At 40.4% G+C, this 16,891-nt stretch carries 11 protein-coding genes; 5 read left to right on the top strand and 6 right to left on the bottom strand.

Annotation, left to right across the window (positions count from 1 at the left end):
* Positions 1-125: 125 nt before the first annotated feature.
* The 4 genes from AB4274_RS01115 to AB4274_RS01100 are packed head-to-tail and all read left to right on the top strand — an operon-like array spanning position 126 to position 5,828.
* Complete coding sequence (locus AB4274_RS01115) at positions 126-1,430, top strand: site-specific integrase (RefSeq protein WP_372110607.1); 1,305 nt, start codon at positions 126-128, stop codon at positions 1,428-1,430.
* The gene (locus AB4274_RS01110) at positions 1,423-3,072 is read left to right on the top strand and encodes a hypothetical protein (RefSeq protein WP_372110605.1); all 1,650 of its coding nucleotides are present in this window, start codon (positions 1,423-1,425) and stop codon (positions 3,070-3,072) included. The genes AB4274_RS01115 and AB4274_RS01110 overlap by 8 nt, the downstream gene beginning before the upstream one ends.
* Positions 3,069-5,390, top strand: a complete 2,322-nt coding sequence (locus tag AB4274_RS01105) for a hypothetical protein (protein ID WP_372110603.1) — start codon at positions 3,069-3,071, stop codon at positions 5,388-5,390. Before AB4274_RS01110 ends, AB4274_RS01105 begins: the two co-directional genes overlap by 4 nt.
* Positions 5,391-5,402: 12 nt before the next feature.
* Positions 5,403-5,828 (top strand): hypothetical protein, encoded by a 426-nt coding sequence (locus AB4274_RS01100; RefSeq protein ID WP_372032965.1) that lies wholly within the window; start codon positions 5,403-5,405, stop codon positions 5,826-5,828.
* A gap of 13 nt (positions 5,829-5,841) precedes the next feature.
* Here AB4274_RS01100 and AB4274_RS01095 read toward each other — a convergent pair whose 3' ends face one another.
* From AB4274_RS01095 to AB4274_RS01070, 6 genes are all read right to left on the bottom strand, one after another.
* On the bottom strand, positions 5,842-6,618 hold the full coding sequence (locus AB4274_RS01095; protein ID WP_372110600.1) for a M48 family metallopeptidase: 777 nt from the start codon (positions 6,616-6,618) through the stop codon (positions 5,842-5,844).
* Complete coding sequence (locus AB4274_RS01090; RefSeq protein WP_102284714.1) at positions 6,618-9,917, bottom strand: type I restriction endonuclease subunit R; 3,300 nt, start codon at positions 9,915-9,917, stop codon at positions 6,618-6,620. Before AB4274_RS01090 ends, AB4274_RS01095 begins: the two co-directional genes overlap by 1 nt.
* A 42-nt stretch (positions 9,918-9,959) precedes the next feature.
* The gene (locus tag AB4274_RS01085) at positions 9,960-10,814 is read right to left on the bottom strand and encodes a DUF6933 domain-containing protein (RefSeq protein ID WP_102284715.1); all 855 of its coding nucleotides are present in this window, start codon (positions 10,812-10,814) and stop codon (positions 9,960-9,962) included.
* 71 nt (positions 10,815-10,885) lie between these two features.
* A complete protein-coding gene (locus tag AB4274_RS01080) occupies positions 10,886-12,196 on the bottom strand; it encodes a restriction endonuclease subunit S (protein ID WP_102284716.1) in 1,311 nt (436 codons plus the stop codon).
* Positions 12,186-13,703 carry a type I restriction-modification system subunit M gene (locus tag AB4274_RS01075; RefSeq protein ID WP_372110596.1) on the bottom strand — a complete coding sequence of 506 codons (1,518 nt, stop codon included), beginning with the start codon at positions 13,701-13,703 and terminating at the stop codon, positions 12,186-12,188. Before AB4274_RS01075 ends, AB4274_RS01080 begins: the two co-directional genes overlap by 11 nt.
* A gap of 169 nt (positions 13,704-13,872) precedes the next feature.
* The gene (locus tag AB4274_RS01070) at positions 13,873-15,099 is read right to left on the bottom strand and encodes a chromosome partitioning protein ParB (protein ID WP_372110594.1); all 1,227 of its coding nucleotides are present in this window, start codon (positions 15,097-15,099) and stop codon (positions 13,873-13,875) included.
* Positions 15,100-15,325: 226 nt separating this feature from the next.
* On the opposite strand from AB4274_RS01070, the gene AB4274_RS01065 reads away from it, so the two are divergent.
* Positions 15,326-16,453, top strand: a complete 1,128-nt coding sequence (locus AB4274_RS01065) for a hypothetical protein (RefSeq protein ID WP_372110643.1) — start codon at positions 15,326-15,328, stop codon at positions 16,451-16,453.
* The last annotated feature ends 438 nt before the right edge of the window (positions 16,454-16,891 follow it).

Raw genomic sequence — 16,891 nt, 5'->3', positions numbered from 1 at the left:
AGAATCGCTCAAGCTACATCTCGTTATGACCAAATGAATAGAGGGACTTTTTATGTCTCTTTTATTTTACAAAATAAGAAAGGCAACTATAGTTAACTAAAGTATATTTATTGGACTATTTTGTAATGGATGATGTAGCAGTCAAAGTATATATCGATACTTCTGGTTTACCTTTCCCGTTAATCATTAAAAACAATGTGTTTCCAGCGTGCCTCTACTTAAACGCATACCTCAATGGGAATCACAATTCTCCACTTTCTAAGGGCACATCAACACAAGTGCCCGCATTCAATACGCAAAAAAAATACGCTGATGAATTGAAATTTTTGTATTGTTATTTCACAAGTAGCAACATTAATTTGGTCAAGCGCGTAGCTAGTGGAAATTTTCTTTCAAGCTCAGAAATTGATGACTTTGTACGTATTTCTAAACTGCCTATCAACGTAAATAGCACTTCTGAACAAGCGCAAACAACGAAGATTACGGATAGGCGCATTCAAGAAGCTATACATCAAACTAAACATAGTGTCCCACAAGTTTCTGCTCATACTTCTAAACAGAGACTCGTCCGACTAAGAAGCTATTTAGAGTATTTGTATGTTTGCCATCATTACGATAAGAGATCAACAATTGAGAGCGTAAAAGTTGACAGCCGATTCAGAGCATTTCAACTCTATATAAATAGGTACATTGCAGATATTCGCAAAGATAATATTAAAACAAGAGACCCACTTGAATCCAGCTTACCTACCGATAAATACTTTGATTTACTTGAGATAACCAAAGCTTCTTCTCAACGAAACCCTTTCAAGTCTAGTAAGCTTAGAAATCAACTCATGATGCAAATTCTAATTGAAACAGGTGTTCGAATTGGTGCGCTTCTAAAACTAAAAGTGAGTGACTTAATTGATGACTGGAATAACCCTCGCTTTCTACTTACAAGAACGCCCAATGATACAAGTGACAAGAGGCGAAACCCTGCCAAGAACAAGACTAAAGCTATATCTGTTTCTATATCATCTGATTTAATGAAACAACTCGTACATTACATTAGTACGGTGCGAGTAAAGTACGCCAGATCTAATGAACATGATTTTCTTTTCATTTCAGAAAAAGGGGTGTCATCAGGACAGCCAATCACTTACGAACAAACTTACAAGATCGTCGTAAAATTTGGCGATAAAATAGGCCACAAACTGCATCCTCATTTATTACGCCATAAATGGAACGAAATTTTTACTGAAAAAGCTGAACGTGCAGGTTATGACCACGATAAAATAGAAGATATGCGAAAATACAGCATGGGTTGGGTTGTAAACTCAACTATGATGCAAACTTACAATGAATTTAAAATCGCAGTAAAAGTCAGTGAGCTTTCGGCTATAAATCAAAACAAATCCGTCCCCGATGAGGGAGACTCCAATGAGTAAATCTCAAACAACCACTCTCTCTGCTCCTTACACTGGACAACGAAAATTTCAGGCAAAGGCGACTGGCTATGTTTTTGATTTATTATGTGATGAATGGAAAATAGATTATAAAAAAACTATTTATTTAAAGTGGATGCATGAAAAAAAATTTGATGACTCAACATTTATCGACTTAAGACTAGCACTCGCAAATGCTGCGAAATTCTTTGCTCCAACATCCATTCAGACCCATTGTTCTAGGTTGAAATTAATATCAGAGCACCTTGATACTAACGAATTTGAAGCATGGTGGTTAACACTTAGTAAAAATATGAAGGTTTCTGTAAAAGATACTCTAGCCGCTATCACTCAACACTTTCCATCCGTAATACTTCAACCACTTTATGAAATAGTTAAAAATGTCTCGACCAAGAAAGGGGGTCATACACATGCAGGTCTTATGCTTGATTCAAAGAAAGGTTCATACAGCGATATCGAGCTTGATAACATCCACGAAGCGCTACGTATTGAATCAAGTAAATGTTTATCTGAAAAAATAATCGGAAGCATACAATTTACTAACTTTAGAAACACTCTTATGTCGCAGTTGCTGATGGCAATTTCTCGACGCCCGACTCAATTGCGCCAAATAAAATGGTGTGATGTGTTACCTGTAGGAACAAAGTTTGTAAGTCCCAAAGAGAAAAATGATGATTGGACGCCAATAACCCAACACCTATTCTCTGATGTTGAACAGTTACATTTACGAACATTCATCGGGAAAGATGGAGAGTTCCGCTATAATGCTGAATCTCGATCTCACCGACTAGAACCGAAATTTTCAAAATTACTACTACACTACTTTCGAATATATCAAGACTTCCTTGTTCAAGAATTGTATAAAAACAATTTAGAACTTACAAAAAATGAGATTAAGGAGGTCATGACTTGTCTTCCTATGTTCCCGGACCACCGTCTATTTAAGGCCAACTTTAACTCTAAAAAAGCAATTTTTAATTCTGTCAGTATTACCTCGCAGGCATACCACTTAACAAGTGACAACATCCAACAAGGTATAACCTATCTATTTAAAAAGCTGTCTCCCAAAAGTGACCGACATCCATCCATAGGCATTCTCTTACATAATAACCGCTGGCGACATACACAGTTAACTCGCGCTGCTAGAATCGGACTCAGCCCCGCTCTAATTTGCAATATAACTGGAGTTACCATTGAAGCTATTCGTCCATACCTAGACCTAAAAGTGCAAGAGCGAGTAACAATAGATGAGGCTCATGCTGGAAATCTTATTATCCAACGTTTTGATTCTGTGTCTATTTCTGAGTTAAAAGACAAGTCTGAGTTCAACATAAATAATGAGTTTGATGAAGAGATAGGGCACAAATTAAACCCTGAAAACTGCTCTAGTTGTGAATCCAAGGGAGGTGCGCCAATGGCATGTTATCCATGTAGCAACTTCCGTCCTCTTGAAACGGCTAATCATCAACAATATCTTGATAAAGCAAAACGGAAGTTGAAGATAAATCGTCAATCTGGACACCCTGCTACAACAAGAATGCTAACGAAAATAATCTTATACATAACGGCAACTATCACAGAGTGTCATGAAAGAGCAAAACAAAAGCTGGGAAAAAAATCATGACAGTCACCAATCATTATATTGCTAATCAATTAAATTATATCAAGGTAAAAATGCAGCAACCTCTTGTGGGATTCAGCACCCCAAATGGGAAGCAAGCATCTTGGGATGATATCGCTATTAAATTCACTAATACGGAAGGAGTTACTCAGAACTTTTTGTTTCATAATGCCAAACAAAGGTATGCAAAGTTTACAAGTACCTTCATTAACGATGATCGCCTTTCGCAAGACTCTCATCATTTGCTTTTCGCTTATCTCTTAGACGTACTTAAAGAAGATATTACAATAACTGCTAAACACGGAAAGCAATCTGTCGCACGACAGTTTTTAGGCAATATTAATCAAAACATAGCTTTAACGTCTGAAAAACAGATGCAACATGTCATTGATAAAATGAAGCATCCTTTGTATCTAACTCAGTTTTTTGAGTGGCTCTATAAACACAAGCTAATATCAACAATGATCAAGCCTAATATTAGATTAACAAATGCATCTCTCAGAGCGAAATCAGGTGATGATGCCTTGTTATCAGAAAACAGCAAATTACCATCAGAAAAGAATCTGCTAGCAATTGGAGCTATTTTTCATGACGTCATTCCCCCATACAAAGAGGGTAATTGTAATAACATTTCCGATTGGTATGAATTAACACATTCTACTTTAGAACAACGTGATGCATTCACTTGCGTTATGGCAGCGTTGGCAATGTCCTCGCCAAATAGAGTTGCGGCAGAACAACCCCTTCTAAGTAAGCAGCGAATACAAACAAGGTCTGAAATAATAGAAGGAAAAGAGAGTGTTGTTCACTTCCTTAACTATCGTGGTTCAAAGGGCTTTGCAGATAATCAAAAGCATATCAATAAAGAAATGGCCGAAAGCGTAGATAGAGCCCTCCATTTTATAGGAATTGTTACTGAACCAGCGAGGGTATTAGCAAGATTTTACCAAGACCCAAAGAGGCCCCTAAATGATGTGTTGGGTGACTTTTCTCCTAATAAAGATAACTTCGACGCTCTAAAACCCTCAATGACAAAGCCAACATCATTAATACATTTAGGCTTACTTCTAGGTTTTTATGATGGGACAGATAAAACGGTTCGAGTAACGCCAGAGTCCAAGGGGGCGATTGCACTACCAGCCTCCAGAGGGAACAATTCTAAATACATAAAACCCATTGCTGACCTATCATTATTTGACTCATTGGTTCTTGTCCAAGGGTGCCCAATGGCAGCTCAACTATTAGGGACATACTTCAGAAAATCTAACCCTATATATGAATATATTATAAATGGTACATGTACAGTTGCGGAGTTTCAAAATCACCATGTATTATTTAATCAAAAAAGAATAACTGGATTTAATAGAAAGCAAACTAAGCGCGTCAATTATGACAATGCATTATTTGCATTCACTGAAAGGCAAATTACCAGTAAAAAGGGTGGAGCTTACTTTTCTTTAACGCCAATTGCATCCCTAGAGACTACCTTTTCAAATGACCTTAGAAAACACCAACAAATCTTAACGATTTTCGAGCGCCATGGCTTTTCAAGCACATTTTCGATTCGGCCCCACCAGTTTCGACATTGGCAAAATGACTATTTAGATAAGAAAGGGTTACCTCACCTACTAATTACAATGCTCTCAGGTAGAAAGTCACCTGAGCAAACCTTACGTTACATACACACAACGAATGCACAAAACGCTTCAGTAATTGCTGATATTATGATTGACACAGAAATCGAAGAGGATATAGAAGGTAATATTCAAAGGCGTATTCAGAGCCAAGAGCAATATCAGGATGCCGTTGAAAACTTAACACCAACATTTATCTCTGATGTTGGCTTTTGTTCCCAAAACTTGACTCTCTTCCCTTGTACTTACATGAATGACTTCGATTCTCAATGCGCATTATGTTCTTCATCATGTCACGTTGCACATGATAAAGAAGCGATTTACCTGTTGAGAAGTGACTTAAAGGTTCAAACCAATCGCTTAAAGATGGTACAAAACTCGCTTAATTTTGAAATCAGTGAGGGAATGCAAAAATGGTATTTAACCCACTACCGCAACACATGCATGTTAAAAGAACTGATTAGCGTCATTTCTGATAAGAATCTTAAAGAAGGTTCTATAGTCCGATTGCTATCACGTTCAAATGTAATGCGAATAACTGACCTAGAAACAAAAACAATAGTACAAAGAAGTTTTGTTTTACCCAATGCATATGAAGCTTTAAAAATTGCAATAGAGGCAAAGAAACGTCCCCCACAAAGCCCCAATTCGAAATCAAACTACCTCGATTTTCTCAGTTCAATTTAAAGGTTTTCACTGATGGCATTGAAATCGTTAAACTTAGAGCAACAAATATCCATACAAGCATTAATCCGAAGCTGGGAGGGTAAACTAACATGGGACCTATTAGTCTCTGAAATTAATATTAAACTCTATACTTCGACAACACGGCAAACTCTCGACAAATATTCAAACATCAAGCAAGAATACAAAGCAAAGAAAAGATCTTTAAAAGGTAAGCCTGTTGTTGAATCTGATACAGTGCTCCTTACGTATCTAGAAAGTGACATCAATATGGCAAATAAAGTTATCCATCTAGAAAGTGAATTGACTATCGCAAAAGAAGAAATAGGCTACCTGCAAGCATTTATTTCTAATATAAGTAATATTGCTCAAAGTAACCCGGTAGTCATGGATATTTTTCAGAAAACATTGAACGATATAGAAGCCAACGCAAAGAAATAGCTGTATGCGAAAGCTACTCATTTAAATACAGCTCTGCCATACCATCGAGCTTACTTTTCACTTCTTTCCAGTTCGGCATAACGCTGGTCAACAAGCGCCAAAATTTTTCACTGTGGTTATGCTCGGCGATGTGGCAAAGCTCATGCAGGATCACGTAATCAATACACTCTTTTGGTGCTTTGATTAAGTGAGGGTTAAGCATCAGGTTTCCTTTTGCAGAACAACTTCCCCATTGCTTGGTCATGGGTAGTACACGAAAACTAGGGATACCATCAACCCAAGTGGCTTGCGGAAGTAATTCAGATAGACGTTCATGGAAAATACGCTCCGCACGTACCTTGTACCAGTTGCGCACCAATGCTCGAACCATGGCCGTTTTGTCATCGTTAAACCGAGTTAAGGTGACCAGTAATTTACCGCGAGTCATTTTTACTGTTGGTAGTGCTTTGGCATCTTCCACGATCTTCAATACATAACGACGACCAAGGTAGAACTGCATTTCACCGCTGACATAGTGTTTAGGTTGGACGTATTCCAGATGGCCACGAAACTCTTTCAACGCATCGTAAATCCACGAAGCACGCTTCATCACAGCTTGGTGAATGTCATTACGCTCTGCATCTTCTGGAGCAGTAATCACCACCTCACAATTAGGATGAACCTTGATGGTGATTTTACGTTTCTTACTGTCTAAATACAGTTTGCGGACAACTTCGTAGCACAAGGCTTCGTCGCCATAGACGAAGCTGTATTCTTCTTTGTTGCCTTCACTAGAACTGACCGACGTCATTAATGATGTCCTGACACGCCAAGGCGGGTAATTTTGATGACATCAGTAATGATGGCTTGGGTTTTATCCATGCCTATCGCTTTGAATAACACAGGAATTAACTTACGTCGGATCTGATTCTCTATTTCTTGAGGATTAATGGAAAACTCAGCAACAGCGGCGGTAACGATTTCATCGATTTGCAACGCATAGTTAAAGCACTCATCTTCTGACAAAACATGATCCCCTAAGTGATGAGGGAATAGACCATAGAATGCCTGTACGTGTCGTTTTATTTTAGGATCGAGTTCTGAGAAGCGATCCGTCGGTATGCCTTTCACATCGCGTTCTTTTACCTGCTCTTCAAAATCAGCAAATAGCAGGTACTGTTTTACAGGCGCATCGAACATCTCTTTTGCCTGCTGAATCGCTTGCTTAAGCAGTTTCGAGAAATACTCTTGAGCATACGGGTCATCGGCAAGGTCTTGTTCAATCATTTTAGTGACACGACCAGTGATCTTATCTTTTTGGTTGCGAGCTTCATCATCGGTGAGTTGGTCAGGCTTAATATCCTTACCCATATTCCCAACTAGGTAAGCACCTTTTGATTCTTCAATTTCAACACCTGCAATATGCTTGTCCAACATAGTGCGGATGTTTTCAGCATACTCATCGTAATCAATGGTCTCTTCAGCATCTTCACGAACTTGCTTGCGCAGTTCAGCCATGGACTTGAGCGTTTTTTTATAGAGGTCGCGTCTGCCCAGAGCGGTATCTGGATCAATAGCGTCAAAGCTTTTATCTTCAAAGTAAGTTGCTGATTGCAGTGCCACTTTTAAACAATTTGAAAAAGCTGTGAGCGTAGAGTAGAAGTCATCACGTTTTTTCTGATTGGTATCGGTAAGCTGTCCATCAATGGTATCAATTTTCGGAGCGAGCACTTGGCGTAGTGCTGGGCCATCTTGTTTGTTGGGTACTTCGGCAAAAATCGCCCACAGCTCACTGTATAAACCGGGTAGTTTTTTGTATTCCGTATCCATACGATTATAAAGACCTTTTAAGTCTTCAATATCAAAACCACCTTGGGTACGCTCGGCAAGATCTTGATAATCGGCAATGGTCGCATCCAACTCTTTTAAAATGCCACGATAATCGATGAGATAACCGAACTCTTTCTTCTGATGCAGACGGTTTACCCGAGCAATGGCTTGGATCAGGTTGTGTTGCTTAAGTGGCTTGTCGATATAAAGCACGGTGTTCTTTGGCTCATCAAAGCCTGTCAGTAGCTTATCAACCACGATCATGATGTCTGGGCCATCATCCTTACCGAACTCTTCTATAATATGTTTGGTATAAGCTTTCTCATCTTGACCAAAATCAGAGCTGAGGACATTCTCTTTCCACCAATTCTGAACGATATCCGTGCTTTCCCCATCAACTGTATCGTGCCCCTCGCGCGTATCAGGCGAAGACATAGCAACAACCGAGGTTACCTTGCCTATTTTATCGAGAAGCTTCTTATATTGGATTGCAGAGGCTTTAGAGTCACAAGCAAGCTGGCCTTTTAAGCCCTGTCGCTTAAAGTTTTGGAAATGATCCGAAATATCATGAGCAATAAGCTCGATTCGCCCCTCGGTTTGATAGATCTGACCTTTCTGAGCGAACTTCCTCTTCAAGTCGGTGCGCTGTTTTTCGGTCAGCTTATCGGTGATTCGATCAAACCACGCATCTAACGCTTTATCGTTGGTGCTCAGATCTGGTACGCGCTCTTCATACAACAACGGAGTAACAGTTTTGTCTTCCACAGCTTGCTGCATCGTGTATGAGTGGATAATCTTGCCAAATTTACTTTCAGTCTTGTCGTCTTGTAACAGCGGTGTACCTGTAAATCCGATATATGCGGCTTTCGGTAGAGCTTGCTGCATACGAATATTGTTCTCACCGTTTTGGCTGCGGTGGCCTTCATCGACTAGAACAATCATATCTGGGCTATCGTTGTAACATTCTTCCAACTCAATCGCTGTACCAAATTTATTGATAATGGAGAAGATAATGCGCTCATTACCTTTACCGATTTGCTCGGCAAGACGTCGCCCTGTTGTTGCCATCGAGGCTTTACGATCTTTTTCTGATAGCGCACCACCAGAGGCAAAGGTACTCGCTAGTTGGTCTTCTAAATCAACACGGTCGGTTACGACCACTACTCGACATTTAGCCAGCTCTTTAATCCATATGAGAGCTTTAGATAAGAACACCATGGTAAATGACTTACCTGAACCTGTGGTATGCCATATCACACCACCATTACGCGCCCCCTTGTCATCAAAAGAGGTCACACGTTCAATCAAGGCTTTGATGCCGAATACTTGCTGATAACGGGCAACAATCTTGCCTGCTTTTTTATCAAACAAGGTGAAGAGCTGAGTCATTTCCAGTAGTCGGTCATGACGCAGTAGTGAAACTAATAAGCGGTCTTGGTCTGTTACCACTAAGTCACCGCCAGCGACTAAAGACAGGTATTCATCACGTACTTTAGCTGGGCGATGACCAAAGATTCTATCTAGGCTGGTTTGCTCAAGAGGTTTGTTCTTTAAGCGCTCAAAAGTAGCTTCGGTGATCTCTTCTTCTTTCCACTTTGCCCAGAACTTACTTGGCGTTCCACACGTTCCGTATAAGCCCTCGTGACCATTTATCGACAATAATAGTTGGCTATAAGCAAACAAATGAGGGATCTCATCCACCTTTTGATTGCGAATATTTTGCGAGATACCCTCAGCGACGGTCGGCTTACCTCCGTGAGACGAATCAGGACGTTTAGCTTCAATCACGACCCAAGGCAGGCCATTTACAAAACAAACAATGTCTGGAATCCGGTTGGCAGTACCATGCGCATTTTCAACGACAAGTTCTTCGGTGAAGTGAAACTGGTTATTCTTAGGCGTTTGCCAGTCAATTACATTAATGGTTGGGTTGGCTTTCTTACCATCAACAAACTCGGTCACACCAATGCCGTAGGTCAGTGCGTTATAGAGTTTTTCATTCGCTGCTTTCAACCCTTCATTCATAGCAGGGTTAGCTAATTCGTGGACAATCTTGTCGATAGCCGCTTCTGATAACGAGTGATCTTTGCCCATGAATGAGTAGGTTTTGTGTTTCAGCACATCACGTAAAACGTCAGGCAAAATCACCGTGGAGAGGTTGCCACGCTTAACGACACATTCACTCGGTGGAATGAATTGATAACCAAGATTGGTGAGCAAGGTTAACGCTGGAATTTTTGCGCTTTGCTCTTCACGGAAGTTGGGTAAGTTGCCTGACATTGTTGTCCTTTATTTATCGAGTCGTTGTTATTTTTATGATTTTTAATGTTGTTTGCGTTTCTTAGCTTGATGGAAGTCGATAACGTTATTTGGTATCACTTCATTGAACGTATCAGAGGCAATCTCTTCGTTGTACTTATTGACCGCTTGGTTAAGTTCAGCATTCATTTCGTCAAAGTAGCCGTCATCTGGAATACCGCGCTTAACCATTTCTGCGTGCATCATCTGTCGGCGCAGAGACCCAAATAATTGACGTATCAGCTTATCCTCATTGTCGCCTAACTCGCTATAAGTCTGCATCCAATCAATAAACATCTCTTCATCAGGGTGAAAGTGGTCTTTCTTCTGTTTAGTCGAGCGAATCAAGCCATTGATCCACTCGTCAAAACTCGCCGACTGTTCATGCCCATTAGGTAGAGAGCCAACTTGGTAAACTCGGTTTTCAAACTGCCAAGCGACATCATTAATGTGGCTCTGCACGCTACGATCACCACGTTGGCAAAAGATAGGCTTAGGATGAAGCTTGATGAACTCATTGAGCATATCCTCAAAGCTATCTTCATCGCACAGTTCAAACTCTTCACCAAAGAACTGCATGTTGTTAAACAGTCTCTCCAGTAGTTGATTGGTGAACTCTGCCCAATCGCCCTTTTGAATGCCAACAAACACCATGGAATAGCGAGTTTCAACATGCATGGCGATCAGCACTTTCTTTCGTTGAATGTTTACCGCATGAACTAGCCAAGCACTAATAGGTGGTTGGTTGCTGAACGCATTTACGGGTTCAGAACCACTGACAGTGTCTGTAGGCGGGGCTTCTAGTGGAGAGACTTTTTTACCATTGCGTTTCACGGTGAAAAAGTCAGCAGCGGCTTTGGTGCAAGTAAATACTAACATTCTGTATTACCACGTTTGGATGATAGTAATCCTATGTAAAGCAATGCATCACATAGGATTAGAGAGGTGTCTTAGGCCGCTTCGGTTTCAGCAACCTTCACACGACGCTTACCCGTCAACAACTGCTGCATCAACGCCTTTTTCTCTTGCTTGAAGTGAGCAAGTTTGACCTCTAGCACTTCAATTTCTTTATCGGCTGCGGTGAGGACTGAGGCTATTCTCTGCTGTTCTTCAAGATGTGGTATTCTGAATTTCATTGTTTTGAATTCAGTTTTGTTAATTTTTGGTAGACCAGTACCACTCTTAATTTTTTCAATCTCACGTTGCCCAACATCTGAAGCTAACATGTAATAGATGAACCGAGAATCATTAGACTGATTAGTTCTAAGTACAACCAAATTTGGAGCAACAGTTGCTGGTTTAATTAGCTTTGGCATATAAAAAACTTTGCCAAGATCGCCAATATTCGTAAATAAGATATCACCTTCAAATAGATTAGACTTATTCAAAAAATCATAGCTATCTTTATCAACCCACTTTAGCTTCTTGTTGTTAAATTTTGCGGCAAGATCGGTTTGTCTAACATAATGGGCATATGACTCTATATCCTGAACGTTCACATTTTCCTTTAATGATGCAAAGCTACCACTAGCTACATAGTCAGTGATTAACTCAAATCTACTTGCTATATTAACCTCTTCCCACTCCCCCTCAAACGCCTTACCCGTTTCAGCCCCGTCTTTTGGTGAAGAGCGCAAACGCTTCTTACCCGTCAAAAGCTGTTGCATAAGGGCTTTTTTCTGCTGTTTGCAGGTTTCAATCAGTTTCTCTGTGGTGCTAATCGCTTTGTCCCAGATTGAAAGGGTTTTAGCGATTTTTCGTTGTTCTGGGAGAGCTGGCCTTGGTAATTTTAAAGATTTCAAGATCTTCACTGTTAGCTGCGGTTGCGCACTCCCAAACATAAAACTTTCAAATTGCTTAATAACAAAACTTGAACGCATTAACTGGAGGGCAAAATTCTTATCCAGAAAGTCTGGATTCAATCGAATAATTATCAGTCCAGAATTAATTCTCGCGTTTTCATAAGAAGAAATGACACGATCATAAATGCATACGCGGCCAGTTCCGTTTCCTCTCATAATTAAAAGCAAGTCATCATATTTAACGACACCATTACCAAGCTGCTCATGTTTTTCTCTCGTTAAAAAAGTCTTTTTATCGAGCATCAAGCCATTACTGGATACATTATCAGCTCCGAGAAATAGACAATAACCGTCTTCTAAGTATTCGTCTTTTTTAGGATAGTTTTTACCTCTATCTCCATCTATTGTTTTTATTCCAAGTGACGAAAAATTACCGATTTCCCAACCATTAGGCACCATAACCCAACTCCTCTAGGTAACCCGCCATTTCTGCTTCTAGGTTAGCCAATTCGGTTTGTAGCGCTAAACGCTCATTACGTACGGCCACTAGATCAATCTCTTCTTCTTCCTCAAAGGTATCTACATAACGAGGAATGTTGAGGTTGTAGTCGTTCTCGGCAATCTCTTCTAGCGTAGCAAGATAAGAGTATTTATTCGTGGTTTCACGATCTTTATAGGTATCAACAATCTTTTGGATGTTCTCTGGTGTCAGTTGGTTCTGGTTTTTACCTGATTTGAACTCACGAGAGGCATCAATAAACAGCACCTTGTTATCATCCTTTTGCTTTTTAAACAGAAGAATCGCGGCTGGAATACCTGTACCGAAGAACAATTTTTCAGGTAGGCCAATTACGGTATCGAGCAGGTTTTCATCGATAAGTTGCTTACGGATTTTACCTTCAGATGAAGCGCGGAATAGTACGCCATGAGGTACAACCACACCCATACGGCCTGTATGCGGTTTCAAAGTTTCTATCATGTGTGAGATAAACGCATAGTCACCTTTGGTCTTTGGTGGAATACCACGACGGAAGCGACCAAAGTGATCATTACCTGCATCCTCAAAGCCCCATTTATCTAACGAGAATGGAGGGTTTGCCGTAACCACATCAAAGTGCAGCAGGCCGCCTTCTTTGTCTTGCAGCTTAGGGTTGCGAATAGTATCGCCCCATTCAATGCGGTGGTTATCTTCACCGTGTAGGAACATGTTCATCTTCGCCAGTGACCAAGTTGAACCAATCGCTTCTTGTCCAAACAGAGCGTACTGCTTAGAGCCTGCAAAGTTATTTTGAACTTGCTTACCACACTTCATCAGTAGTGAGCCTGATCCACATGCAGGGTCGCAAATTGTGTCGCCTTGTTGTGGCTCTAGGATGATTGAAAGAAGATCGGAAACTTCTGGTGGGGTATAAAACTCACCCGCAGATTTACCGCTACCCGCAGCGAAATGTTTAATTAGGTATTCGTAAGCGTTGCCAATAACATCTAATGTACCAACACGGCTTGGGCGAAGGTTAAGCGTCTCTTTACCGAAATCTTCTAACAGATGGCGCAGAATGTCGTTTTTCTGCTTTTCGTCACCCAGTTTATCGGTGTTGAAGCTAATGTCTTGGAACACGTTTTTTAGCTTAGTGCCGTTGGCTTCTTCGATCGCGTGTAAGGCTTGGTCGATGCGTGAGCCGTTACCTGCTTCATGGCGAGCTTCGTATAAATCCCAGAACGTTGAACCTGTTGGGATCTTGAAAGACTGTGTTTCCATCATTGCTGCAATCAATTCAGGCTCGTCACCGTACTCTTTAGCCAGCTCATCCACTTTATCTTGATGTACATCAGAAATGTATTTAAGGAACAGCATGGTCAAGATGAAGTCTTTGTAGATGGATGGATCTACAGTGCCTCGGAAAGTATCGCAGGCTGCCCAGACGGCTTTGTTAATGTCATCTTGATTGATTTTAGTGTGTGGCATGATTTTCCCAGTTAGTAGAGTTACTTACTTTAATGCTGAGATTCTACCATTAAGCCAAACGAAAAGACTTGATGAAAGTGATGGTTCACATCGTATTATTTGATTTAAAACCCTGACCATTTAGGGAAAAAGAAGTAAAGGAGCAAGAATCAAGCTTGCTCCTATATGTTTAATTGCTGACTATTTTCATATTGCTTTGTTTTTGAATGCTTTTGGGAACCGTTCCTTTAGGCACACACGGGATTGTAAAGGGTTCGTTTATGTTTCCTGCGGCAGGAAGAGGGATGTTGTTACCATCTTCATCTTTTTTGTACCTAGCAACTCGGCGTACCGCGATCTTATTACCCGTAACAGGAATGCCTAAGTGCATGTTCCAACCTTTGAATATGGCTGATAACTTGCAAAGTAAGGAATAACTCGTCGATTCATGCACAAGAGACTGTAAGTAGTTCCTCACCTGATATTCGACATCGTCTTCGGACTCTAAACCCAGTGATGAAATAACTCTAGTAAGGTAAGTCTCTGGTGATAGTGGTAACTCTTCAATTTGAACTTCCGTGAGTTTCTTTTTAATTAGGTAATGTGCAAACGCATAAATCGGCTCAGAGGCTTGGCTCTCAAGCCTGTATCTTTTGACAACCTCGCTAACAAAGCTAACGGACAGTGCAAGTTCACTATTCTTTTCTACAAAGTCTAAGATTTCAGGCGGCGGAAAAGACGTCCCCTGAGTCCCACGAAACGCAAACGGATTCTTCGTCAACTCAAATGCCTTTGCGAGCATTGCAATACGAGAGAGTACGCTAGGGTTAACTTTCACACCAGACATTGCCAATACTTGAGCGCGAGAACGGGTGTTACCCACATCAATATGGGCAAAGGACAAGTCATCGGTCACACCGTAAGTAACTGGAGCAATAAATCCGACTTGCGCATCACAGGCCGCTTCAAGGCGGTGATGCCCATTAAGAATTTCTCCGTCACTAGAAATGATGATTGGCTCTCCTGTCAAACACCACTTTCTATCCTTCATCGCTTTACTGTAGTTTTTGACCTTATTTTTACTGATTGTCCTGTTCTTATTCTTTGGATTTATTATCCCTCGACGAGAGTATTCGAGCATGTCTCGGGCTAACTCAGGACTAATGAAAATAACAACATGCTTTAACCCTGTACGAACCTCTCGAACCCCAGAATAATATTTAGATTTACCTTGGAAAACTTCAGATATTACATCTCTTGAAAGTAGTTGGCTGGAAGATTCTAGCAATTGTTGCGAACTGGCCAAAAAGCTTGATTCTTGTGTGTCACCAAAACGATCAACTAACGTGTTTACGATAGATGCCTCTAGGTTTTCATCTGATATTTCATGTGTATTTTCTGGAGACTTATCTGTCATTGGGTAATCCTCAGCGCTGGCGTGGCAATATAATGTTTAGGAACAGGAGTTGAGTTAACATTAGCCTTATTATTGATCCGACAAACAAGTCGGATCAAGTTTAATTTTTATTTTAGACTGCGCTAGTCGAGTAACTGGATTAAAAAAATTGAAGCTTTCGGATAACAAAATCACTGGGATATTGCACTCTGCGAAAGGGCGAACACAAAAAACACTCATTACTACAATGCCCATGATTGAAGTAAGTGCCTATTTTTCTTCGAAAAGCTTGTTGCCAGAATTGAAGTGGGTTGCTGATGCTGCGGTTAATTCAACAAATTCAAATAAAGTACAAGCCATTCAAGCTGAACTAGAAAAAGTCGTGATTGATAACGTGGTAAGCGCACCGCTATCGCTAACATTTGCAATTACGGGTAAGCCTAGTTTTCAGAAAGCCTCTAATTCGTTATCAACACTCAGTTATGTCCCATCGAATACGTGCATTGTCGGCAATGTTTTGGGCTTAGTTGCTATCTGCAAAATTTTAGGAATAAAAACTTTTTTGTTCAGTTCAAGGTTAAGCGTTAAAGAGGCAAACCAGAAAAGCGAATTGAGACAACGTCTAGCGATGGAAAGCGTAGAAATTCGAGTGATATTTGATGATGAGCAGGGATTAGATGAAAAGCATGTCGTTGAGTTATTTAAAAAAAGCCAAGTGCTTGATTCTGCGTTAAGCCTTCCACACCTTGATGAAGGACAAAATTTACTTCCCGATGATCAGTTCCCTCTAAGACCCTTTATTGAACAGTTAGTTAAAGAGACTGATATCGAATCCTACGGTGGTGTGAGTTTTGATTCCAAACATGTAAAGGTTTCAGAGCGCTGCATCACGACTCAATATGTTTTATTCAAATTGATCGTTGGTGCTGTCGCTGGAATGGGTACTCAAGAATACAGTAAAATGTCTAAGGACGTTACGTTACCTAATGGTACAAGCCTTACTTCTGTGCTCAGCGATGGCTATGTCAGCAAGATCTCTAACTTCTTGAAAGCATGGCTTGAACCACAAGCTGAAGCATTCATAAATAGTCGTTCTGGTTATCACTTATCCCCACAAGTGTGGCAAGCATTAGGGTTAACAATCCATCGGTTGATTAGTGATGGAGCTACATTTAATTACCTAAAGTCGGCAGGTAAAGCGTTGGGTGGCCTTGATTACAGTAAAGGTGCCAAACACTGGGATAGTTGTACGGTTATGGAATTGGATGCCAAAGGGCGAATCTATAAGAATGCAGCAAGTTCGACTAGGCTGTTTCGGGTTGGGCTGTGTGAGTATTTTGTGGGGGTTGTTGGAGCAATTGACGATCAAAAATGAAATGCCCTCAAATAGTTGAACACATTATTGAACAAGGTGTCTTCATGTTTAGCCTTACCCTAAATGATAGCTCACGAAAACAGCGACAATATTGATACAACCGCTCTATGCCTAAGATTGCAGTGCTTATTCATCTTAATTTACTTTTTGGGTACTATCTTTTTGTAAAGGTTTTCTGGCATTATTTACGTAATTTAGGAGTCCAAAACTTCTTATGCTTACAAAAATTCTAATATTTGTAACGAATTATTGAGGTCGGTGCTGTGCTATGGCCCGCTATTACTAGCTAAATTGATAGTGACTCACTTTGTGAGTTGATTTTGGTACATAGAATACAAATTCAAAGAAAAGAGCGAAGATTAGTCTTTCCGTTCACAACGATTAATCAATACGGCAGCGCTTAAAGCGCTGCTTTTTTATTGCCACTCTCTAGAATCC

It is taken from the genome of Vibrio sp. 10N.261.55.A10, from assembly GCF_041470825.1.
Lineage (GTDB): Bacteria > Pseudomonadota > Gammaproteobacteria > Enterobacterales > Vibrionaceae > Vibrio > Vibrio crassostreae_C.
Note: the sequence above shows the minus strand (reverse complement) of the source record. Positions and strands in the feature narration are given on the sequence as shown.

Bases quoted from the DNA above. Each gene is read 5' to 3' on its own strand.
- AB4274_RS01115 (WP_372110607.1), top strand. From the start codon at position 126: ATGGATGATGTAGCAGTCAAAGTATATATCGATACTTCTGGTTTACCT.
- AB4274_RS01110 (WP_372110605.1), top strand. From the start codon at position 1,423: ATGAGTAAATCTCAAACAACCACTCTCTCTGCTCCTTACACTGGACAA.
- AB4274_RS01105 (WP_372110603.1), top strand. From the start codon at position 3,069: ATGACAGTCACCAATCATTATATTGCTAATCAATTAAATTATATCAAG.
- AB4274_RS01100 (WP_372032965.1), top strand. From the start codon at position 5,403: ATGGCATTGAAATCGTTAAACTTAGAGCAACAAATATCCATACAAGCA.
- AB4274_RS01095 (WP_372110600.1), bottom strand. From the start codon at position 6,618: ATGACGTCGGTCAGTTCTAGTGAAGGCAACAAAGAAGAATACAGCTTC.
- AB4274_RS01090 (WP_102284714.1), bottom strand. From the start codon at position 9,917: ATGTCAGGCAACTTACCCAACTTCCGTGAAGAGCAAAGCGCAAAAATT.
- AB4274_RS01085 (WP_102284715.1), bottom strand. From the start codon at position 10,814: ATGTTAGTATTTACTTGCACCAAAGCCGCTGCTGACTTTTTCACCGTG.
- AB4274_RS01080 (WP_102284716.1), bottom strand. From the start codon at position 12,196: ATGGTGCCTAATGGTTGGGAAATCGGTAATTTTTCGTCACTTGGAATA.
- AB4274_RS01075 (WP_372110596.1), bottom strand. From the start codon at position 13,703: ATGCCACACACTAAAATCAATCAAGATGACATTAACAAAGCCGTCTGG.
- AB4274_RS01070 (WP_372110594.1), bottom strand. From the start codon at position 15,099: ATGACAGATAAGTCTCCAGAAAATACACATGAAATATCAGATGAAAAC.
- AB4274_RS01065 (WP_372110643.1), top strand. From the start codon at position 15,326: ATGCCCATGATTGAAGTAAGTGCCTATTTTTCTTCGAAAAGCTTGTTG.